This window comes from Mesorhizobium sp. WSM3873, assembly GCF_001672445.1.
In the GTDB taxonomy this organism is placed as follows: Bacteria; Pseudomonadota; Alphaproteobacteria; order Rhizobiales; family Rhizobiaceae; genus Mesorhizobium.
Genome location: NZ_LYTM01000010.1, coordinates 79664 through 101309 on the forward strand (window position 1 = coordinate 79664; position 21646 = coordinate 101309).

The following is a 21646-nucleotide window of genomic DNA, read 5'->3' on the forward strand; positions in this document are numbered from 1 at the left end:
AATGGACGAAGCCCAAGGCGATGGCTGGGCTGAAATCAACCAGACGGCTCCATTTGCGGACAAATCTGCTTCCATCGCGGCGACGAAGCAGACTTCATCGCTCGCAAGTGGACTTCTTCAACAGCCTGCTAGACTCCGAGGCGACCTGATGGCGAGAACACCTAGAGCACGTCCCTGCGATCGAAGTTCGACGGTGATGTGACGACGGCGTTCGTCTGTTACGACGTTGGCGCCACCAGATGCAACCACCCGCAAGGCGACCTCCTCCTTCACCGTGTTGGTGACGATGCAGGTGAAATAGCGGTCGATGCCGATCTCGCGTTCGAGCAGGACGTCGACCAGCCGCTGGTAGGCGTCGATGTCGCGCGCCATAGTCGACGCCGCCGCCCACCGACCAGCAGGCGACGATTTCGGGCACGTCGCGGATGACGCGCTCGAAGCGGTCGAAATCGGCCTGGCGGTGGTTGGCCAGCGTCACCTCCATCAGTACGGTGGCGACCGGCGCGACGGCGCGCATCGCGATCCTGGCATGATAGCCGGTGACGATGCCGGCCTTTTCCAGCTTGCGCAGCCGCATCCAGCACGGCGTCGGCGACAGGCCGACCTTGTCGGCGAGCGCCAGCTTGGTGATGCGCCCGTCGCGCTGGACCACGTCGAGGATTTTGAGGTCGATCTGATCGAGTTTCGGTGCGGCCATGAGCGTCCACTTTCGTCCATGACACCATGACGGCGCATTATTTCGATTGTCAATTGCACTGATTTCGATCTCTAATAAGTCATGACATTATGGCGTCCAGATCCCGCGCTCATCCGGCGGCCGGCCTATCAATCGCTCGCCGACCAGTTTGCGCGCGCCATCCATGATGGGCGGCTGGCCAACGGTGCGCGGCTGCCGACGCATCGCCGGCTGGCCGACGACCTGAAGCTCTCGGTGCAGACAGTCAGTCGCGCCTATGAGGAGCTGATCCGCCGGGGCCTGGTCTCCGGCGAGATCGGCCGCGGCAGTTTCGTGCAGACGCAGCGCCGCGAGCCGGAGCCGCCCTATCTGCCGGAACGGCGGGGCGAGCTCATCGACCTCTCCATCCTGAAGCCGGTCTGCGAGCCGATGCATCTGGAGCGGCTGAAACAGGCGCTGGGCTGGCTTGCTGAGAACCTGCCGTCGAGTTCGGCACTGTCGTTCCGGCCGAACATGGTGTTCCCGCGCCACCGCGCGGTGGCGGTCGAATGGCTGCGGCTGTGCGGTCTCGAAGTATCCGCGCAGAATGTCAGCCTGACCAACGGCGCCACGGCCGGCATGACGGTGGCACTGATGAGCGTGGCGCCGCCCGGTTCGACCGTCGCCACCGAGGCGATCGGCCACCATACGCTGATCCCGCTGGCGCGCTATCTCGGCTTCAACCTCGAGGGCCTGCCGATCGACGATAATGGCCTGATCCCGGAGGCGCTCGACGAGGCGTGCCGGCTCTCCGATATCCGCGCCGTGTTCGTGCAGCCCTCGGTGATCAATCCGACCGCAACGCTGATGGGCGCCGCGCGGCGCGAGCAAATCGCCGCGGTGGCGCGAAGGCACGACATCGCCATCATCGAGAACGACGTGCTCGGCCCTCTGGTCGAGGGTCGTCCGCCGCCGGTCGCCGCCTTCGCGCCCGAGCGCACGCTTTACGTCACCTCCTTCACCAAGATCGTCGTGCCAGGCCTGCGCATTGGTTATCTCGCGGCGCCCGACCGCTATGTCGCTGCCGTCGCCAACCGGCATCTCGTCTCCAACTGGATGGCGACGCCGCTGGTGGCGGAGATCGCGACAAAATGGGTGACCGACGGCACGGCGATGGAGCTCGTCGGCTGGCAACGTTCGGCGCTGCGGCGGCGGCAGGAGATTGCCGCCCAGGTGCTTGCCGGGGTCGACTATCGTGTTCATCGCGACGGACTGCATCTGTGGCTGCAGCTGCCCGGCGACCGCGCCGAGGAGAGTTTCGTCTCACAGGCCCGTTTGCAGGGCGTGGCGATCGCGCCAGGCACATCCTTCCGTATTTCCCAGGAGCCCTGGCAGCCGGCAGTGCGCATCTCGCTGGGCTCGACTACCGAGGAGGAACTGCGCGCCGGCCTGAGCGTTGTCACCAAACTTCTGCTCGGCGATCCTGAGCATCTTCTGTTGGCCATTTAATACATGTCGCCCAAAAGGCTGCCCTCAGGCCAGACCAAGGGTGTCCAGAAGTTTTGTGATAACGGCATGCACATACAACAGATTGCCCGAAATTGAGCGATCAGTAATCTTGTCATGAGATTGTTTCCTGATGACATGACTTAGTTCCCTCCGCATTGCAGGGCATAAGCTTCTCTAACGCGATGGGAACGCTAGTGCCCACTGTCTCATCGCGCTTTCCATTTTTTCTAGTTGTGGTGCCGCGCTGGCTGGATCGCCGCAGCCCGCATTCGCCAACCGAAGACACCCGACTATGAAAGATGCACCCGCAGCTGACGGCGGGCTCCTGCCTGATGAGCCGCTCTATGCGATCTGCCATTCCTGCACGGTGGCCTCAGTAGTTATTGCAACCATGCAGAATATTGTCATGATACGATATTGATATTGAAACGAAACAATTCTGTGCTAACCTGCATGTCAATGAGGTTGGGTCCTGCGGTGTCAGATACGGAAAAAGTTCTGTTTATTCTACGGTAGCGCTACTCGTTGAGGCTCCCAATAACACGCCGGTGACGTTGTGTCGTAAAGAGTAAGTGTGCTTCTGTTATTGCGTAGCTATAAACAATGGAGACGGTGGGAGATAGATCAGCAGATGATAATCAACGCCGATCTTAATGGAACTGATGTGGTGCGCGATATCGGCTACGTGCCCATGACCGACGGAACGCGCATCGCTTATATTTGCTATTACAAAAAATCTTGGCTCACTAATCACTACCCGAGCGTTTTCTGGTACTCCCCATACGCGGCGAGTTTCGCAGCCTTCGACGTGGTAAAGCCTTTTCTTGAAGCTGGCTACGCTTTCGTTGGCGCCAACTTTCCTGCGACCGGTTGTTCTGAAGGTATCATCGACAATTGGATGGACCGCAAGGAAGGGGTTTATGGCGCCGAAGTGGTCGAATGGATTGCTAGACAGCCTTGGAGCGACGGCAATGTTGGGATGATTGGCAATTCATCTGGCGGTACGGTTCAGTTCTGGGTTGCAGCAGAACGGCCTCCTCATTTAAAGGCGATCGTGCCGACTGGCGTCGAAGACGGGTACGAGGACTGGATATACCTGGGCGGAATGCTCCAACTCGACATAACTGCTGGATGGTCGCTCAACAGTGAATTCATCACCCAGGTTAGCGGGGCGGAGGGCCGTATCAGCGCGGGCGATACTGAATGTGCTGCAATTCGTGGGAGCGACAGGCAGGTCGTCAAGCGACAATTCTTTGAGGAGGTTCGAAAGCACCCACTAAAGGATGAATGGTGGGATTCGATCTATCTGGCCCGTGATGAGGTCGCCGGCAAGGTCGCTGTGCCCACCATGATTATCGCCTCGTGGCAAGACACCTACGGCTGTGCAGTTAGGGAAAGTGCTCGGGTATTTACCCAATTGATGCCGAACGTAGAGCACAAGAAGCTTGTCCTGATGAACGGTGATCACATGATTGGCGGACCTGGGCCGAACGGCTATAGCCTAGTAGACGATGAGCGAATGAAATTCCTAGACCGTTGGGTGAAAGGTGTCGAGAATGGAATAGAGGACGACTCGCCGGTGACCGTATATTGGGAGGTCCGCCAGCCCAATGGAGATCCTAAGAAGTCGGTTGCGGGTTGGGTTACGAGGCACAAGACCTGGCCAGAACCGAAGGTCGAGCGCCGTCCCTATTATCTCACCACCGACGCTAGGATCTCGCGTGAGAAGCCTGTTGCCAGCTCGAACGAGGGCTCTCGCGCCTACCTCTACCCGGCGGGAACAGAACTCTACGGAAGCAATCAGCAATTCGCGATTCAGCCATATAAGGAAGGTGTGTTGAACTACCGGACGGCCGCAGCCGTCTCAGATATGACGCTGCTTGGAAACCCAGAAATAACGCTCTATCTGAGCATCGACAATGGGGATGATGCTGACCTGGAATTGACGTTGAAAGACATCGATGCTGATGGCAACGTACTTTTCCTTCAATCGGGCCTGCTGCGCGCTTCGCTCCGCGCAATAGACGACGAGCGGAGCTCTGCGGACGAAGTAGTTCATCTATTTCGCAAGTACGAGAAACTCGTCCCAGGTGAAATCTACGAATTACGGATGTCATTGCTGGCACCGATCGCTCACGTTGTCCGGCAAGGGCACAGCCTCGAACTAACCCTCGGTGCACCAAATCCCATCCCGCATCCCAATTTCGGCAGCATTCCCGCCGGCGCTCCGTCCATCAACAGGATTTATCATTCGGAGAGATACCCGTCGAAAATTCTCCTTCCCGTTATTATGGGCGCGGTGGCCCAAGCGCCCGCGCCTGAATACAGCTCCTTGCGAGCTCAGCCCTTTCGAAAAGGAACTGAATTCGTGCCTGGGGGGCTGCCCATTCCGTGACCCTTCGATCCAGCGCACCAGGCGCCACATAACTTGCAGTAGAATAACAGAAGCGGAATAAGTTTCCGAGGGAGGATAGTATGAACAAATCGCTCAACCGCCGAGCCGTCATGAAGGCAATGCTGGCTGTATCAGCTGCGCCCTGGATTATGCGCTCAACGGCATTTGCCGCATCTTCATGCGGCAATCACACCGTGCGCATGGGCGCAACCGTTTCGCCCGACACGATGAACCCCTTTGCCACCTGGGGCTCGTTCTGGCCGACGGCCTTCACCTATGACTTTCTGGTCGGTGTGGACGCCCAGCGCCATCCCGATCGGAAGGGATTTGCCCAAGAGTGGTCCGTTGCCGACGACAACCTCACCTGGACGTTCAAGATCTGGCCTGGCATGAAGTGGTCAGACGGCCAGCCTGCCACCGCAAGAGACGCCGCATTCACCTACAACTATCTGCGTGACTCCCTGGGCAAGCCCGACGAGCTGAGCATCGGCTGGAACAACACTACCGGCGTAGAGCAAGTCGAGTCCATCACGGCCCTCGATGACGAGACTTTGCAAATCGTGACCAAGGCTCCCACTCGTTGGCCAGTTGCCAACTTTAATATGATAGTCCCAGAGCACATCTGGAAAGACATCAGCCATGCGGATGCGCGCGGCAAGTTTCGCAATTCCCCGCCGCTGGTGGGCACGGGGCCCATGATCGTCTCTGAGTTTCAGCAGGGGCAGTTTGCCCGGCTCGTGCCGAACAAGTACTTCCGCGCGGGGCCGCCGGCGGCGGCCGGCATGGTCTTCCATTTCTTCGATACGGCTGATCCGATCGCGCAGAGTCTGAAGAGCGGAGATATCGATTATGGTGTGTATCTGACGGCAGCCCAATGGGCCGACCTCTCCGAGGATCCCGCCATCGTGGTCGGTCAGCAGCGCATCGAGCAGCGCATTTACCTGGCTTTCAACACCGCATCCGGAGACGGGGCAGGTAGTACAAAGGCCCTGCAGGATCGGGCGTTTCGCGATGCGATCGGCTACGCGATCGATCAGAAGACCATGGTGGATCGAGCCTTCCGCGGGCATGCCGATCCCGGCGTTGGACTGGCCATGCCGGTGGCGACCGATTACTACTCGGACTTGGGCGACATCAGGCGTCGCTTTGATCTCGCCGAGGCTAATCGCCGGCTCGATGCTGCGGGCTATCGGGACATCAACGGCGACGGCGTCCGGGAGGACAAGGATGGAAACAGCTTCCAGCTGTCGCTGATTACCGGATCAGGTGCGAACTCGGTCGCGATACCTCCTTCGGCCGTACAACTCGTCGTTGGCTGGCTCGGACAAATTGGCATTCCCGTATCGGTCACCCAGTTCGACTCTGGTGCGCTTAATGCCAAGACGGCGGCGCCGGCGAAGGGTGGCGGCGGCTGGGATCTGCTGGTCGCCTCGAACTGGTTGACACCTTCACCCCAAGACCTCCTCGTCTTAGGTAGCAGCAAGGCAATCGGCCAGGACAACAGATCGTATTGGAAAAATGACAAATTCGACAAGCTTTTGTCTGAAGTCGAGCATACCGTCGATCTAAAAAAGAGCCGGGAGCTGGTCGATCAGGCGGCGCGCCTGATTTACACCGAAGCGCCCTATATTATTCTTTGTTACCCCTTCGTCCTCGACGCCTATCGGAAGGACTGCTTCGAAGGTTGGGGGACCCAGGACGCCTTGTCCATGTGGAGCTACTTTCCACTCGATCGTGTGAAGCCACTCTAAGATGGTACTGATGGAAAGCGAGACCCGATGAGCCGGCGCCTCGGACGGATTTTCCTCAGGGCGATTGTGACGCTCTTGATGGTGGCGACCCTGAATTTCATCCTATTTAGGGTCATTCCTGGCGACCCTGCATCGCTCTTGCTCGGCGGGGCGCGCACCAGCGTCACCGCTGAGCAGCTGGAGGCGCAGCGCCAGAATTGGGGGCTCAATCGGCCGCTGTTTCCGGACCAGATGGTCAACTACTTGACGGCGACTCTCCACGGCGATTTGGGCTACAGTTTCAAGTTCAGGGGCAGGCAAGTCTCTGACCTGATTTTGGAGCGCTTGCCGGCCACCGTCGCCCTGGTTGGTCTAGCCCAATTCATCGCCATTTTATGCGGAGTTGTGCTTGGCATATATGCGGGCTGGCGCAGAGGAGGAGCCGTTGACCATATCGCTACGGGAGCTTCCTTGGCGCTCTATTCTACGCCGTCTTTCTGGCTCGGCATGATCCTGGTTGTGATCTTCAGCACGGCGTTGGGTTGGTTCCCGGGCTATGGTGCACATTCGCCTGGCGCTGTAAGCGGTTCCCTTGATGGGCTGCTCGATTACATGCGGCATCTCGCCCTTCCGGTCACGGCGGTGACCCTTGGACTCATCGGCCAATACGTCGTTGTCGCTCGTGCTGCAATGAGCGACGTCGTCACCGAGGATTACATGGTCACTGCCCGGGCCAAGGGACTCTCTAATGGTCAGATGCTGATACGTCATGCATTTCGTAATGCCATGCTGCCAGTCGTAACGCTGATTACCCTCAATCTAGGCTATGTGGTTGCCGGCGCCATCACAGTCGAAGCCGTGTTCGCCTGGCCAGGGATCGGCGGGCTGACAGTGGAGGCGCTCAATGCGCGAGATTATCCAGTCCTTCAAGGCATATTCCTGTTGCTTGGTGCATCGATCGTTGTTGCGAACCTCGTAGCTGATCTTGCTTACCGCCTTCTTGATCCGCGAGTCCGACAATGAGCGAAAATATTGTCCAATATTCTCCGCGTAGCCGGGCGCTGGTCATCAAAGATTTTCTGCGCCAATTTCTTGGCTATGGGGGGGCTCGGCTTGGCCTTTCTTGTTTGTTGTTCTTCCTTGTGCTGGCTTCGGTGCCCAATATCCTCGTGGGCCCGCTTGAGACCGTAGCCACCGCAGCTGGTGACTTCCTCGCATCGCCATCAAGCCAGCATCTGCTGGGGACAGACGAAGTCGGGCGGGACGTACTCAATCTGGTCGTCCATGGTGCCCGGATCTCGCTTACGATCGCGCTGCTGGCGACCGTGATTAGCCTCATCGTCGGGACTACGGTCGGAATGACCGCGGGTTACTTTGGCGGCTGGGTCGACGTCTGGCTGATGCGCTTGACCGATTTCTTTTTTGTAGTTCCCTCCTTCGTGCTGGCGCTGGTCATCACACCCGTGCTTCTCGAAGTAATGGGGCGCGGCGGTGAAATCCTCGGTTTCCGTCCTTCTATTTTCGTGATCATTGTCGTTATCGGCATGACAAGCTGGGCGTTCGTCGCACGTATCGTTCGCAGCCAGACACTGTCGCTTAAGGAGCGAACATTCGTTGATCGCGCGCGCGTTGCGGGCAGCAGCAACCTCAGCATCATGCTGCGGCACATCCTCCCAAATCTCGTGCCGCAAATCGCAGCCAATGGTGCTCTGGTCGTCGCCGGCGCAATTTACGTTGAGACATCGCTCTCGTTCCTAGGGCTTGGCGATCCGTTGCAGCCTTCATGGGGCACCCTGCTTTCGCTCGCACAGCGCGCCGGTGCGGCCAGTGCTGGAGCCTGGTGGTACCTCGGCGCGCCCGGGCTATGCGCGCTCACGGTTTCGCTTAGCTTCGTCCTGATTGGCAATGCCCTCGACGACACATTCAATCCACGCCGCAGGGTGATTCCATGACAAGCCCCTCCCGGGACAGGGTATCGCTTCTGGAAATCGACGGTCTCGCTGTCGACTATGGGCTCAAGGGCGTTTCATTGCGAGCGATCGACAATGTGACCTTCGCGCTCCGCGCCGGCGAGGCCGTGGCGCTGGTCGGTGAATCAGGCAGTGGCAAGACCACGACCGCAATGGCGATCGCCGGCCTGCTGTCTCCCAACGCACGGGTCAGCAAGGGCGAGGTGCGCTATCGCGGTAGCCGACTGCCGATCGACAACGACGCGGCGATGCGGCCACATCGCTGGAGTGAAACGTCTGTGGTCTTCCAGGGCGCGATGAATGCGCTTAATCCCGTTCACCGCATCATCAAGCAGATTGCCGAGCCATGCATGCTGAAGCTTGGCATGTCGCGTGGCGAAGCAATCGCGCGGGCAAGAGAGCTGCTCGAACTCGTCGGCATTCCGGCCGATCGCGGTTCCGCCTATCCGCACGAATTGTCGGGCGGAATGCGACAAAGAGTGATGATCGCCATGGCCCTCGCGTGTCGCCCCTCAATCATTATCGGCGACGAGCCTACGACAGCCCTGGATGTTATTACACAGGCTCAGATCCTCAAATTGCTGGGTGACTTGCGATCCCGGCTTAACCTTGCCCTCATTTTGATCACCCACGATCTTTCTGTGGTGGCCGAGACTTGTGATCGCGTGATGATCATGTATGCGGGCCGGATCGTCGAGGACGGCACTGTCGCCGAGATCTTCGCCAAGCCGAAGCATCCCTACACCAGGCTGTTGATCGACTCGATCCCGAACCCGGCGAACGGCAAAAAGATCATTCGGCCAATACCCGGTGATCCCCCCAACTTGATGAATCGGCCGTCAGGCTGCGCTTTCCATCCGCGTTGCCCGTCGGCTATGGGGGTTTGCGCGACTGTCATCCCTAGTTTCGATGAGTGCGGACAGGGACGTGTGGCCTGTCACCTTCACCGGTCCTTGCCGCAAGAAGAGAAGGTTGCAGCTCATGCCTGAAACCGCCGACATCCTGCGTCTCGAGAGCCTCCAGGTCCATTTTCCTATCCAGAGCGGGCTATTCGACCGTTTCCTGGGTCGACCTGCCGGCGCCGTGCGAGCGGTCGATGGGATCGACCTCGACATCGGACGGGGGGAGATCGTCGCCCTAGTCGGAGAATCGGGAAGTGGCAAGACGACGGTGGGCCGCGTCATTACCAAGCTTGCTCAACCAACAGGCGGCAGGTTGTTGTTCAAAGGCCGCGACATGACGTCGGTTCAAGGCGCCTCAGCCCTTCGTCCTTATCGGCATCGCGTGCAGATGATCTTTCAGGATGCATATCAGGCGTTGAACCCGCGACACACTGTGTTCGATATTGTGGCGGAGCCGTTACGTTCACTGCGGCTGGTCGATAACGCCACCCAACTCGCAGAGCGGGTGAGCGAAGCTCTAGCGTCCGCCGGGCTCAATCCTCCCAGTGATTTCTTCGTCCGCTTTCCACATGAACTCTCCGGCGGGCAGCGCCAGCGGGTTGTGATCGCCGGAGCGCTTGCTGTGAAGCCGGAGCTCATCGTCGCTGACGAACCTGTGTCGATGCTCGATGTCTCGATACGCGCACAGATTCTTCAGGTCCTCGTTGACTTGCGCGACAAGCACAATATGGCGCTGCTGTTCATCACCCACGATTTGCCTCTTGCTTGGTTGATCGCCGACCGGATTGCCGTCCTCTACCTTGGGCGGGTGGTCGAGATCGGCAGCGCCGACGAAATCACATTCAACCCCCGCCACCCGTACACCGTCGCGCTTCGCAACGCGACCCCGCAGATTGGCGGCAACTCAGATCGCCCCCAGCTGCCGGCCCTGCAGGGCGATGTTCCAAGCGCCGCCCGTCTTCCGAAGGGCTGCCGTTTCCATCCGCGTTGCCCACGCACCTTCGGCCGCTGCAAGGAGGAGGAGCCGCCGGCGATCGAAGTGGGACCGCAGCACACGTCAGCGTGCTGGCTCGCCCAGTGAAACCCGTCTTGTGCGGCATTGGCTATAGGATCCGCGCCCTTCGGGCTTTCAACATCGGCTAATGAGCGGGAGGTTCATTGAGCTTATCCAAGGCTCGCAAGTTCACGGCGGCCCGCCAGCGCTGCCTCACGATATTGACTCAGTAGCCGACGTCGTAAGGAATGGCGCTGCGCAGTAGTATTTGGGATTGTGCACAGCGGCGGTTTGGCCATTGCCAATGGTTGTCAGGGCTTCAGGCGCGCCTGAAGCATGCATGGTAAGTCGACCGTGAACTATCCGCAAGCCATTGATCTGGCATGTTGATTGAGGCGGATAGCGGCTTTGGAATTGCAGGGATTCGCGGTTTATGAGCGCTGTTTTCCTGCAATTCGGTTTGCGATTCCCTTGTGCTGCGGAGCGTGATTCACTCGGTTCGCCGGCGGCGAATCGAGGGGACGGCGAATGTCCAAGCCACGCGAGAAGCGCGAGACGGGAGAGCAGGATCTGTTCCGCTCCAGGCTCGATCAGATCATCAACATGAAGCACGAGCTGGTGCGGCTGGCGCAGGCGATCGACTGGCCGGTGCTGGAGGAGCGTTTCGGCGCCGTCTATTCGGACGGCCCCGGCATGCCGCCGCTGCCGACCCGGCTGATGGCGGGGCTGGCGATCCTCAAGCACACCTTCCACCTGTCGGATGAGGTGCTGTGCGAGCGCCGGGTGGAGAACCCTTACTTCCAGTATCTCACCGGCGAGACGTTCTTTTGCCATACGCTGCCGTTTGACCGCTCCTCGATGACGCGTTGGCACAGCCGTATGGGCGAGGAGCGGATCGTGGCGCTGTTGCAGGAGAGCCTCAGGCCTTGCGGTCAAGACCGGGGCGATGAAGCCGGCCGATACGCGCCAGGTCATCGTCGACACGACCGTGCAGCCGAAGAACGTCATGTTCCCGACCGACGCCAAGCTCATCCACCGGGCGCGCGAACGGCCGGTGCGGCTGGCCAAGAGGAAGGGGCTCCATTTGCGCCAGAGCTATGCGGGTCGGCAAGCTGGCGCTGATCAGCCATCAGCGCTATGCCCACGCCAAGCAGATGGAGTGGATGCCAGCCTTCTCCGACGGCATCGCAATGTGCCAAAGTTCGTGGTGCTAACGCCACGCAAAGGAGAGGAAGGCATCCATGGAAGAAGTTACCATCATTGGAGTCGATCTGGCAAAGAACGTCTTCCAACTGCACGGGGCGGCAGCCGATGGATCTGTTGTGTTTCGCAAGAAACTGACGCGCGCGCAGTTCGGTACGTTGATGGCCGATCATCCAGCCTGTGTTGTGGCGATGGAGGCTTGTGGCAGCGCCCACTACTGGGCTCGCGAGATGGCCAGGCTTGGCCATCAGCCGAAACTGCTCGCCCCTGGCTATGTCAAACCGTTCATCAAGCGCCATAAGAACGACGCAGCGGACGCGGAGGCGATCGTCGAGGCAGCACAACGGCCGACGATGCGCTTTGTCGAACCGAAGAACGAGGAGCAGCAGTGCCGCGCCATCGTGTTCCGCACCCGGGAACAGTTGGTCAATCAGCGCACCGAACTGGTCAACGCATTGCGCGCGCATCTTTATGAGTTCGGATATGTTGCTCCGCAAGGCATCGGCCACATGCGCCGTCTGGCAGAGATCATCGAGGACCAGAACGCGAAATTGCCGGATCTGGTCCGCGAGATCTGCGACGATTTGCTGGACCGGATCGCCCACCTGACTGGCCGGATCGAGGCACTGAAGAAGACGATCAGCGCGCTGTCCAAGGAAGCGGAAAGATCGCGACGTTTGCAGACCATGCCCGGTGTCGGGCCGATCGCCGCCCTTGCCATTGAAACCTTTGCGCCGCCGATGGAGGTCTTCAAGTGTGGCCGCGACTTCTCCGCCTGGCTCGGGCTGGTCCCGCTGCAGAAGTCCACCGGGGGCATGCAACGATTGGGAAAGAGCTCGAAAATGGGCCAGCGTGATATTCGGCGGTTGCTCATCCTTGGTGCCATGGCTGTGGTGCAATGGGCCTCCCGGAAGGGTGTGCCCAACGGCTCTTGGCTTGCCCGCATGATGGCGAAGAAGCCACGCATACTGGTGGCAATCGCGCTGGCCAACAAGATGGCACGCGGAATCTGGGCGATGCTAACCAAACAAGAGGATTACCGGAATCCGGCGATGGTGCCTGCATGAACACCATCAGCGCACCTGAAGCCGGTACGTCGGAGATGTGAGGAAGGCAAGAACCGCATGGGCAAATGATCGATCAGATCGGGGTCAGGAAACCCAGTGTTTGAACGGGAGCTGCATGAGCTCGCCAAGCAGATTTGGACCTGATCCGCGCATCACCATACCGGCCCGCGGCATGTGAACGGCCGCACCTGAGACAGGCCTGACACAAGTCCGCACTCGATCACACGCCCAAAAAGTTCAATGCTCTCCTTGCAAAACGGCTGGCATCCACACAAGTTCAAGCGGGCGAACAAGGCGCTGCGCAGGCTCAAGACCTATCTCGGCCGGACCATTCGCGACATCGGTCGCCAGATCGCCGGCGATGCGGGGCTGGATGCGCTCTTCAAATGGCCGCTCTACCAGGCGGCCACCGTTCTCGGGCAACGCCAGCGCCAGCGCGGCCGCAAGATCCACAGCCTGCACGCACACGCGGTAGAATGCATCGGCAAGGGCAAGGCGCATATGCCCTACGAGTTCGGGGTGAAGGTGTCGGTGGCCACTACGCTGAAGCGCTCCAAGGGTGGCCAGTTCGCCCTGCATGCAAAAGCACTGCCCGGCAATCCCTATGACGGCCACACGCTGGGAAGCGTCATCCCCGACGTGGAAAAGACTAACGGCAACGAGATCGGCCGCATCCCGACGCCGGCTATCGCGGCCACAACGCACCGCAGAGCCACAAGTTCAGGGTCTTCACCGCCGGCCAGAAGCGCCGCGTCACCCCAGCCATCAAGCGCCAGATGCGGCGGCGGTCGGCGGTCGAGCCCGTCATCAGCCACATCAAGAGCGAACACAGAATGGGCCGCAACTACCTCGCCGGCCAGCAGGGCGACGCCCTCGACGCCATCCTGGCCGCCGCCGGCTACAACTTCTCCCTCCTGCTCAGGTGGCTGAAGGATTTTTTGTCGCTCTTGATCGCCCTGCCTCAACTTCGGGCGAAGTCGGTCGCCGCTAGGGCCCGGATTGTTCACGGTCGACTGGTAAGTCTCAAATCCCATCACAGGCCGGACCTTGACGGCCGCGTTACCCGCAACTGCTCTGGAAGCCTGAACCGCGCGACAGCACCCCATCATTGCCGATCTGAATGAGTGCGGCGCTAAGATCGCCATCTAGCAGCGTGCGAGGGGCGCCTTGCCGCTGCCTCTCGACGTCCAACTGTATAAATGGCGTCATCGCATCGCTCATCGAGAGCTTCTTTGCAAATTAAGGAGTTCAAGCGTATCGCCATGCGAGCTGACAAACCGACTAGGCTTCAACGCATCCATCTCGCTGTGGCTGTCATAACCTCACGATGAATCAACAGATCTTAGTGGACAGAATTGGGTTGGGCGCCCCGCGCCGCGTGACAAGGCTCAGCGTCATCGGCGCGCGTTGGTCTCCTCGATCATCGACAGCTACTCGCCGTCGACCATCCCCACCGACGCTGGCGACCCCTTCAGCATCTCAATCTTCGGGTTACTGCAAGATTACTCCTATCCCTTTTCACGGTGAGATCGTGTCCGATCATCGGGCGCTATTTCAGTTGATGGCCCGGCAAACAGGCATCCAGCTCTTGTCGATTCGGACGTCCCACCGCACACGTTCCTGAACTCGTTGTTCCCTCAATCGTAATTGTCCCCGCGTTCGTCACATCTCCGAACCACCGTCTTCGCCACCGCAGATGCAATGCTCCTTTTCGTGCGGAACTCGGCATCCCGCCAACTCGCGACATTGGACCTCGCAACTCCAGAACCCATCGAGACGCTCCTACCACACAGCCGGCTACCAAAATCTTGCAACAGATCCTTTCACTAAATTTTACGAAATCTTTGCAACCGCAGAGCGCTGAGAATGCTAGCTTCAAGGCACGGCTGAGGGAAGGCACGGCAAAAAAGCTGGCCCATCTACACTCTGACCGCCGCGCAGCTCGCAACAGAGGATTAAAACCAATGGGAAGGAAAGCATTCATCTTGGTGGAAGGCGGTCCATGGGGTTGTGGTCTGCTATACGTCCAAGCGGCCCAGCGTCTTGGTCTTCACCCAATTATCTTTTCGGCTGGTCCAACTTGCGACGACTATCTTGCGGCGGAAGGGATCGAGGCAATCCGCGTCGACACAAGCGATGTCAATGCGCTAATACGCGAATGTACCCGGATACGTGCGACCTATCATATTGCTGGCATTACGGGCAGAGTGATGGACTATTCGACGGTTGGTGAGCTCTGCCGGCGTTTCGATCTACTTGGACCGAACCCCGCATCTATTGAAAGATGCCGAGACAAATTCACTCAACGTCAGCTTCTTGCGGAGGCAGGCGTTCCGATGCCTGCCTTTCGCGTGGCAGCGAATGCTAGGGACGTTGAAAGGGCTGCCGCAGAGATCGGTCTGCCGGTGATTCTCAAGCCAACTGTAAACGGCGGCAGTATCGGAGTCCGATTGTGCCGCAACTTCGACGAGGTGGCCGAGCATACGGCCTATCTGTTGAGCGAGAAGCACATATGGCTATCCTCGCGGAGGATACTGGTCGAGGAATTCGCACAAGGCCCCTACTATGCTGCTGACATAATGGGAAATGAGGTAATTGGGATTGGCGCCGGTGACTTCGGCCCTCCGCCGCATTTTGTCTATCGTCAGTACACCTATCCGGCCATGCTAACTGGTGAGGAGTATGACCGTATTGCCGATATTTCGTTGAGCTGTTTGCGAGCTCTCGACCTTGGCTGGGGCCCAACGAACATTGAATTCCGGTGGACGAGGGGTGGCCCAGTCGTCATCGAAGTTAACCCGCGAATGGCCGGCACGCCCGATCCCCAACTGGTTCGGCTGGCTTACGGTGTCGATCTAATCACCGAACATATCAAGTTAGCGATCGGCGACGAATGGGATCTGCGCAAGAGGGACCTGCAGACTGCGGCCGCGCGGTTCCTTGTTGCTGATCGCGACGGCACCCTAGCTTGGATTGGCGGCGACAGCCGAGCAGCCGCTGTGTCAGGTGTCGCCGAGGTCAAGTTCTATGTTCAACCCAAAACGCCAATCGTCAGGAAAGGCGATTACCGAGACACGATCGGACATGTCATCGTCGCTTCACCTAGCCATGCTCAGACGGAGGCAACGCTGCAGCGAGCGGTCGACTTAATCGATTGGTCGATCACACCATTTCCGACCCTTGCCGAATAGCAACAATCTGCTGCTGGCACCTGCCGCCGCAGGTGGCGTAATGGTAAGAGCTGATCGTGGCCGTACATTGGTGCAATTGTCTCAACCCGGATGCCAAAGTTGAGGCGTGTGGGATAGGGTTTGTTTCCCATAGCCTCGTCATAGCACCCAACCCAGAAGTAAACTGATAAGAGTTTTAATGAGAAACGCCAGGAGCGAGGAATCTCTGCGCGGCGAGCAATTCGCGTCGTGCTTTGGGCTTATGTCTGACGACAGAAGTCTCCATGTTCTTGAGGGGTTGCTAACCGGCCGGAGGCAACCCCGCGGCGGCGCTGTCGGAAGAAGCGATGGCATGGAATGCGGCTCGGCCTGGCTGTCGAGGTCGCCCAAGGTAAGCGTCAAGCTGACCCCATCTGGCGTGGCTTGAGGCGATGAGCGAGACATACTGACACTGAAGCAAGGAGCCGAGGAGCTTGCAGGGTCAATTCCTATGTCTGCGCTTATGCCTGATAGTAGAAGTCCATGTTCTTGAGGCGGCCCCGAAGCCGCTGGAGGCAAGCCCGCAGCGTCCGCGCCGGCGCTGGTCGGCGGAAGCGAAGCCGCGGCTGACTGTTGGCGCTGGTGCGCGATGCCGGCGCGGACCCCTTCAGTGGCGGGCTTTACGTCTTCCGCGCGAAAGAGCAGACAGGATCAAGATCGTGTGGTGGGACGGCAGCGGCGTGTGTCGTTACGCCAAGCGGCTGGACGAGGCGAAGTTCTGCTGGCCGGATCGGCCACGGGTCCAGCTCAATCATGCCCAGCTCATGGCTCTGGTCGACGGAATGGAGTGGAAGCGAATTCGGACGGTGACGGTCTGGCGGCCGCAATCGGTTGGGTAAAACCCTGCGGCAGAATGAATCAGGAAGCTGAAAAGCGGGAAAATTGCCCGCGAATATGCTCTGAATTTGGCCATGCCGGCACCGATCTTGGGCTCCCGGATGACGTTGACGCGCTCAAGGCGATGTTTATTGCCATGGCCGAAAAGGCCGCCCTTCTGGAGGAGCGCAAGGTCCATCTCGAGCTGGTCAACAAGAGCGCCGAGGAGCGGATCGCAGACTGACGGCAACCGTGAAGATGCTGGAGGGGTCGCGCTTCGGCAGCCGCTCCGAAAGGCTGCGGACCGGCGCGCTTAGCGAGGAGCAGTATGCTCTCGTCTTCGACGAAATCGAAATCAGCGTGGAAGCGCAGATGGAAAAGGCTACGGGAAGCTCGAAAGTGAGGCGCGCGCCGCGCGCGCGCAAAGGCTTTGCGGCCCATCTCGAACGGGTCAAGGTGGTGATTGAACCCGAAACGCCAGCCGGTTGCGCGGGATTGGAAGGGATTCTGATCGGGGAGGACGTCTCCGAACGGCTTGATGTCACCCCGGCGAAGTTCCGGGTGATCGTCACGCGTCGCCCAGATATGCCTAAAAGGTCTGGACGGCATCATCCAGGCAGCCGCACCCGCCCGCATCGTCGAAAGCGCCAACCCGATCTAAGCGCTGATGGCCCAGATCGCGGTGTCGAAATACGCCGATGGCCTGCCGCTCCATCGCCAGAAAGCGATCAATGCCCGCGATCAGGTCGAAATCGGTCACAGATGGCGCGGGCTTCGAGCTCGAGCCGCTCGCCGATTACGCACTGACCCGCATCAAGCAGAGTGAGCGGGTCTTCGCCGATGAGACCACGCTGCCAGCGCTGGCCGGGATCGGGCAAGGCCAAGACGGCCTACCTCTGGACCTATTTCCGCGATGATCGGCCGTTCGGGGGACAGCGGACCGCCCATCGCCGCTACCGCTCCAGGACAGTCGTGCCGGCGAATGTGTCGCCCGCCATCTGGACGGCTATCGCGGCATCCTGCCGGTCGACGGATACGCCGCCTATAACCGGCTGGCCCGATCCAATCGGGGCAATGATGGTGTGATGCTGGCGGTGTGCTGTCGCACGTGCGGCGCACGTTCTACGAACTGCATGCGGCAGGCTCGCAGACGGTGGCGCAGATGGCCCCGCTGTGGGCCGCCGAGGAGGCCGTGCCAGGTAGCTCGGATAGCTGCGCGTCAGGAGAAATCAACCGCCGTCCTTCCCGCTTCTCTGCGCTGTGGGAAAAGGAGCTGCCGAAGCTGTCAGGAAAATCGAAGCCCGCCGAGGCGATCCGCTGTGCACTCGCCGGCGTGCCGCGCTGGAACGCTTCCTGACCGACGGACGCATCGAAATCGACTCCAATACCGTCGAGCGCGCCCATCCGGCCACAGACGAAGACTGATTCAAAATGCACCTCCTTTTCAAATGGCGGAAAACAGCGATTCCTGGTTGTCGTCGTGGATGCGACGCGGAGTATTGCGCGCCAAATCGGCCTTGGTCCCTTCGTCTTCGAGATCGCTGGCGCGGATCTGGTAGGGCGCGCCGCGCATGACCTGCTCAGCGGGCGCCGATGTCGGCCAGGATAATTTGACCAGGATTATTCGCGCGGTGCGTCAAGCATGATCCCGGTTTGCCGCCAGGTCATCCGTTGATTTAAGAAAAGGTCCCACATCCTTCTGGCCTTAGTCCGCGATGCTGGCTCGGACCTGTTTCAAGGCGCGCTTTACGTCTTGCGCGCCAAAGAGCCGACTGGGTGAAGATCGCTTGTGCGACAGCTGGACAAGGCGAAGTTCTGCTAGCCGCGGATCGGCCTCCACCGGTTAGCTCAATCGTGCTCAGCTCCTGGCACTGGTCGACGGAATGGAATGGAAGCGGTACGGATGCTGACCGTCAGGCGACCACGGTCGGTTGGTGAAACGCTGCGGCATCATGGCGCTACATGAAGACAAAACACGACAGACGGACGTTGCGCTCCTCCAGAAGGGCGGCCTTTTCGGCTGTGGCAGTAACTATCGCCCTTGAGTCAACGTCGTCGGGGGAGCTCAAGATCGGGTGCCAACATCACAAAAATCAGAGCATATTTGCGGGCAATTTTCCCGCTTTTCAGCTTCCTGATTCAGTGCGGGCTATATCAGTAAAATTAATAGGGTGTCACAAAAACGTAATAAATTGACCGGTTTTGCGATTCCTTTCATCGTTTGACATGCAAACTAGTGAGCAAGCTCAAACGGATTGTTCTTCATGGCGAGGATTTGCTCCCGCTCGGCAAAGCGCGGCGTCCCGGGAGAGCTGGTATGAAATCGATCTCGGTGCGATCAGGCACAATTATCGTCAACTGCGCGCGCATCTGCCCGGGACGGTGAAAATTTTCGCCTGCTTGAAGCGCAATGGATATGGCTGTGGTGCGGGGCCCGTCGCCCGCACCCTGGCGGCAGAGGGGGCGGACGGCTTTGCTGTCGCCACGCTGCCGGATGCCGTGGCCATTCGGGAAACTGGTATTGATCTCCCGGTTCTGCTCTATCCCGGTCCTCTGCCGATATCAGCGAAAACAATTGAAGCACTCGGACTCACCGTGACCGTCTCCAACGTCGATGAACTGGAGCGCTGGCGTGAGGCCATGAGCACCACCCGCATCTTTGTTAAGGCGGACCTCGGGTTCTTCAGGGCCGGGGCCACGCCGCAGGAGATGGGTCGACTTCTCGCGGCCGCGCACGCCTGTAACGACGTCGAAGTCCAGGGACTCTACGCCCATCTCAGTGAATTGCCCACATCGACGCCATCGGCTGCAAGCGAGCAATTCTCCCGCCTACAGCGGATTCTACGGGAGGCCGAGGCGTCCGGCAATCGTCCTGCTATCACCATGATGTCGAGCACCGCAGCCGTGCTTCGGTATCCCGCGATGGATCTCGATGCGGTGGATCCCGGGGCCTTGTTTATCGGTCTTCATGAGACGGACCGACCCATGCGGCCCGTCACCCTACGGCCGGCTCTTAAAGCCATTTCGACATGCCTCGTCTCCGTCAAGCGGATCGATGCTTCTCTCGGCCAGATACCAGACATACCCGGTTTTCGGCCGAGAATGACGATCGGTGTCTTGGGTATGGGGTGGGGGGATGGCCTACCGCGTCACGTCCCAGTCCAGGCGGAAGCGTTGGTGAGGGGGCAGCGCGCGCGCTTGCTTCCTCCCGCCCATCTCGAACACCTGCGCATCGATCTTACGGACGTCCCTGATGCGAGGTTCGGCGACCAAGTGCTCCTGCTAGGGCAGCAAGGGCTCCAGACAATCACGCAGGAAGAGGTCGCCGCTCAATGGGGCACAGACCTCATCGGTCTCTATGCCCAACTCCGAGATCACATCCCCCGTGTCTATGTCTGAAATCCAAGGCAAGAAAGAGGAATTCGGAATGAATGCAATCAAAACAGCACCGTCACTCCTAGTAGTAGCAATGTTCGGTCAGGAGAGCGGGCAGCAATGACGGCCATTATAAGGGCGGTTCCTAGCCCTCGCCATACAGTGGCCAACGACGCCGCCGAAGCGATCCACGTCGAGAACCTGCACAAGAAGTTTGGCGCGCTCCATGTATTGAAGGGGGTCTCTCTATCTGCGCGCGACGGCGATGTGGTCGCGGTCATCGGTGGCAGCGGCTCCGGCAAATCAACGCTACTTCGCTGTATCAACTGCCTGGAAGACCCGACTAGCGGTGTTATCAGGGTGAATGGTGAGGAAATTCGCCTGAAGCGGCATGGCGCTGGGAACAGTGTCCCGGCGGACCGAAAGCAGATCGAACGCATACGTTCCAGGCTCGGCATGGTCTTTCAGAGCTTCAATCTCTGGAGTCACATGACCCTACTCGAAAACGTGATCGAGGTGCCGGTTCATGTGCTCGGCGTCAGCCGGAAAGCAGCGATTGTTGATGCCGAGAAGCTGCTTGCAAGAGTGGGGCTTCTGGAAAAACGGACTGTTTACCCAGCATTTCTATCAGGCGGCCAGCAGCAGCGTGGCGCAATCGCTCGGGCGCTTGCGGTCCAGCCACGTGTCATGCTCTTCGACGAACCAACTTCATCACTCGATCCTGAACTCATCGGCGAGGTGCTCGGCGTCATTGGCGGTTTGGCTCGTGAAGGTCGCACCATGATCCTGGTCACGCACGAAATGAAATTTGCCCGGGAAGTCGCGACCCACGTGGTCTTTCTCCACGAGGGCCGCGTCGAGGAAGAAGGGCCACCGGAAGCAATATTCGGATCGCCGAAATCGGAGAGGCTTCAACAGTTCATCCGCAGAGTAAGGTAGCGAATGGAAAACCAGCGAATAACTGTAAAGGGGACCAATCATGAATGTACTTTCTAAAATTTTGACAGCAGCAGCAATCCTTTGCGCATCGACTTTGATGGCGCAAGCGGAGCAGGTGAAGGTTGGAATCGCTGCAGAGCCTTCCCCACCGTTCGCGTCCCTGGACGCCTCAGGAAAATGGGTCGGCTGGGAGATTGAAATCATTAACGCGATCTGCGCCGAGGCAAAATTCGACTGCGCCGTCACCCCCGTTGCTTGGGACGGGATCATTCCTTCTCTGACGTCCAAGAAAATCGATGTCATCATGGCCGGGATGTCAATCACACAGAAGCGCAAAAAGACGATCGACTTCTCCGACAAGTACTTTAGTGACAGCGGGTACACGATTGCCGCCCCCAAGGGCGTTGCGATGGATCCTACGCCTGAAGGCCTCAAGGGCAAGATTCTCGGAATTCAAGTCTCTACCAATGCCGAAGTCTACGCAAGCAAGCATTTCAAAGACAGGTTGGCCGAAATGAAAACGTACCAGACACAGGATGAGATCAATCAGGACCTAGTCGCCGGCAGGATCGACGCCATTCTCGCCAGCCCGCTTACCATTGATCAATTCATGAAAACTGAACAGGGCAAGGCCTGCTGCGAGATTAAAGGCAAGGTTGCGAATGATCCTGATATTATGGCGCCGGGCGTCGGGGCGGGTCTGCGCAAAGGAGACACCGCGCTCAAGGAAAAGATCAACGCTGCGATCAAGGGAATCCGTGCAAACGGTAAGTACGACGAGATTACGAAGAAGTATTTCGATTTCGACATCTATGGGGGCTGAAGACACTTTTTCCTTGGTGAAATTTTCCTGGCAAATTCACCCTCCCAGTCACCGTTCCT

The 21646-nt window shown here is 59.1% G+C and carries 13 protein-coding genes and 4 pseudogenes; 15 read left to right on the forward strand and 2 right to left on the reverse strand.

Going from position 1 to position 21646, the window contains the following annotated elements; genetic code table 11:
- Positions 1–246 precede the first annotated feature (246 nt).
- Positions 247–697 (reverse strand): annotated as a pseudogene (locus A9K71_RS30100) (Lrp/AsnC family transcriptional regulator); the annotation flags it as partial.
- An 81-nt stretch (positions 698–778) separates the two neighbouring features.
- Here A9K71_RS30100 and A9K71_RS08825 point away from each other — a divergent pair.
- The 12 genes and pseudogenes from A9K71_RS08825 to A9K71_RS30115 all read left to right on the forward strand — a co-directional run.
- On the forward strand, positions 779–2164 hold the full coding sequence (locus A9K71_RS08825) for a PLP-dependent aminotransferase family protein (RefSeq protein ID WP_066993369.1): 1386 nt from the start codon (positions 779–781) through the stop codon (positions 2162–2164).
- Between the two features lie 631 nt (positions 2165–2795).
- Entirely contained in the window at positions 2796–4559 is a 1764-nt protein-coding gene (locus tag A9K71_RS08830) for a CocE/NonD family hydrolase (protein ID WP_066993373.1), read from the forward strand.
- Positions 4560–4639: 80 nt separating this feature from the next.
- On the forward strand, positions 4640–6310 hold the full coding sequence (locus tag A9K71_RS08835; RefSeq protein ID WP_066993376.1) for an ABC transporter substrate-binding protein: 1671 nt from the start codon (positions 4640–4642) through the stop codon (positions 6308–6310).
- Positions 6311–6337: 27 nt separating this feature from the next.
- On the forward strand, positions 6338–7312 hold the full coding sequence (locus A9K71_RS08840; RefSeq protein ID WP_066993379.1) for an ABC transporter permease: 975 nt from the start codon (positions 6338–6340) through the stop codon (positions 7310–7312).
- Positions 7309–8241, forward strand: coding sequence for an ABC transporter permease (locus tag A9K71_RS08845; RefSeq protein WP_066993382.1), 933 nt, complete (start codon positions 7309–7311; stop codon positions 8239–8241). Before A9K71_RS08840 ends, A9K71_RS08845 begins: the two co-directional genes overlap by 4 nt.
- On the forward strand, positions 8238–9248 hold the full coding sequence (locus A9K71_RS08850) for an ABC transporter ATP-binding protein (protein ID WP_066993385.1): 1011 nt from the start codon (positions 8238–8240) through the stop codon (positions 9246–9248). Before A9K71_RS08845 ends, A9K71_RS08850 begins: the two co-directional genes overlap by 4 nt.
- Positions 9241–10242: an ABC transporter ATP-binding protein gene (locus A9K71_RS08855; RefSeq protein WP_066993388.1), complete on the forward strand. Its 1002-nt coding sequence runs from the start codon at positions 9241–9243 to the stop codon at positions 10240–10242. The genes A9K71_RS08850 and A9K71_RS08855 overlap by 8 nt, the downstream gene beginning before the upstream one ends.
- A 441-nt stretch (positions 10243–10683) precedes the next feature.
- Positions 10684–11315 (forward strand): annotated as a pseudogene (locus A9K71_RS08860) (transposase); the annotation flags it as partial.
- An 81-nt stretch (positions 11316–11396) separates the two neighbouring features.
- Positions 11397–12425, forward strand: coding sequence for an IS110 family transposase (locus tag A9K71_RS08865; protein ID WP_066993391.1), 1029 nt, complete (start codon positions 11397–11399; stop codon positions 12423–12425).
- A gap of 273 nt (positions 12426–12698) precedes the next feature.
- A pseudogene (locus tag A9K71_RS30105) lies at positions 12699–13357 on the forward strand (transposase); the annotation flags it as partial.
- Positions 13358–14389: 1032 nt separating this feature from the next.
- Positions 14390–15616: an acetyl-CoA carboxylase biotin carboxylase subunit family protein gene (locus A9K71_RS08880; protein ID WP_066993401.1), complete on the forward strand. Its 1227-nt coding sequence runs from the start codon at positions 14390–14392 to the stop codon at positions 15614–15616.
- 979 nt (positions 15617–16595) lie between these two features.
- Positions 16596–17864 (forward strand): annotated as a pseudogene (locus A9K71_RS30115) (IS66 family transposase); the annotation flags it as partial.
- A gap of 30 nt (positions 17865–17894) precedes the next feature.
- Here the strand turns inward: A9K71_RS30115 and A9K71_RS32850 are convergent.
- The gene (locus A9K71_RS32850) at positions 17895–18023 is read right to left on the reverse strand and encodes a hypothetical protein (protein ID WP_280940535.1); all 129 of its coding nucleotides are present in this window, start codon (positions 18021–18023) and stop codon (positions 17895–17897) included.
- 653 nt (positions 18024–18676) lie between these two features.
- Here A9K71_RS32850 and alr point away from each other — a divergent pair.
- The 3 genes from alr (at position 18677) to A9K71_RS08910 (ending at position 21587) form a co-directional block, all read left to right on the forward strand.
- Positions 18677–19849: an alanine racemase gene (gene alr / locus A9K71_RS08900; protein WP_066993415.1), complete on the forward strand. Its 1173-nt coding sequence runs from the start codon at positions 18677–18679 to the stop codon at positions 19847–19849.
- A 96-nt stretch (positions 19850–19945) separates the two neighbouring features.
- Positions 19946–20764, forward strand: coding sequence for an ABC transporter ATP-binding protein (locus tag A9K71_RS08905; protein WP_066993418.1), 819 nt, complete (start codon positions 19946–19948; stop codon positions 20762–20764).
- Positions 20765–20804: 40 nt separating this feature from the next.
- Positions 20805–21587, forward strand: coding sequence for a transporter substrate-binding domain-containing protein (locus A9K71_RS08910; RefSeq protein WP_066993421.1), 783 nt, complete (start codon positions 20805–20807; stop codon positions 21585–21587).
- Positions 21588–21646 lie beyond the last annotated feature (59 nt).

Bases quoted from the DNA above. Each gene is read 5' to 3' on its own strand.
- A9K71_RS08880 (WP_066993401.1), top strand. From the start codon at position 14,390: ATGGGAAGGAAAGCATTCATCTTGGTGGAAGGCGGTCCATGGGGTTGT.
- A9K71_RS08865 (WP_066993391.1), top strand. From the start codon at position 11,397: ATGGAAGAAGTTACCATCATTGGAGTCGATCTGGCAAAGAACGTCTTC.
- A9K71_RS08830 (WP_066993373.1), top strand. From the start codon at position 2,796: ATGATAATCAACGCCGATCTTAATGGAACTGATGTGGTGCGCGATATC.
- A9K71_RS32850 (WP_280940535.1), bottom strand. From the start codon at position 18,023: ATGCGCGGCGCGCCCTACCAGATCCGCGCCAGCGATCTCGAAGACGAA.
- A9K71_RS08905 (WP_066993418.1), top strand. From the start codon at position 19,946: ATGACGGCCATTATAAGGGCGGTTCCTAGCCCTCGCCATACAGTGGCC.
- A9K71_RS08835 (WP_066993376.1), top strand. From the start codon at position 4,640: ATGAACAAATCGCTCAACCGCCGAGCCGTCATGAAGGCAATGCTGGCT.
- A9K71_RS08825 (WP_066993369.1), top strand. From the start codon at position 779: ATGACATTATGGCGTCCAGATCCCGCGCTCATCCGGCGGCCGGCCTAT.
- alr (WP_066993415.1), top strand. From the start codon at position 18,677: ATGCAAACTAGTGAGCAAGCTCAAACGGATTGTTCTTCATGGCGAGGA.
- A9K71_RS08910 (WP_066993421.1), top strand. From the start codon at position 20,805: ATGAATGTACTTTCTAAAATTTTGACAGCAGCAGCAATCCTTTGCGCA.
- A9K71_RS08850 (WP_066993385.1), top strand. From the start codon at position 8,238: ATGACAAGCCCCTCCCGGGACAGGGTATCGCTTCTGGAAATCGACGGT.
- A9K71_RS08840 (WP_066993379.1), top strand. From the start codon at position 6,338: ATGAGCCGGCGCCTCGGACGGATTTTCCTCAGGGCGATTGTGACGCTC.
- A9K71_RS08845 (WP_066993382.1), top strand. From the start codon at position 7,309: ATGAGCGAAAATATTGTCCAATATTCTCCGCGTAGCCGGGCGCTGGTC.
- A9K71_RS08855 (WP_066993388.1), top strand. From the start codon at position 9,241: ATGCCTGAAACCGCCGACATCCTGCGTCTCGAGAGCCTCCAGGTCCAT.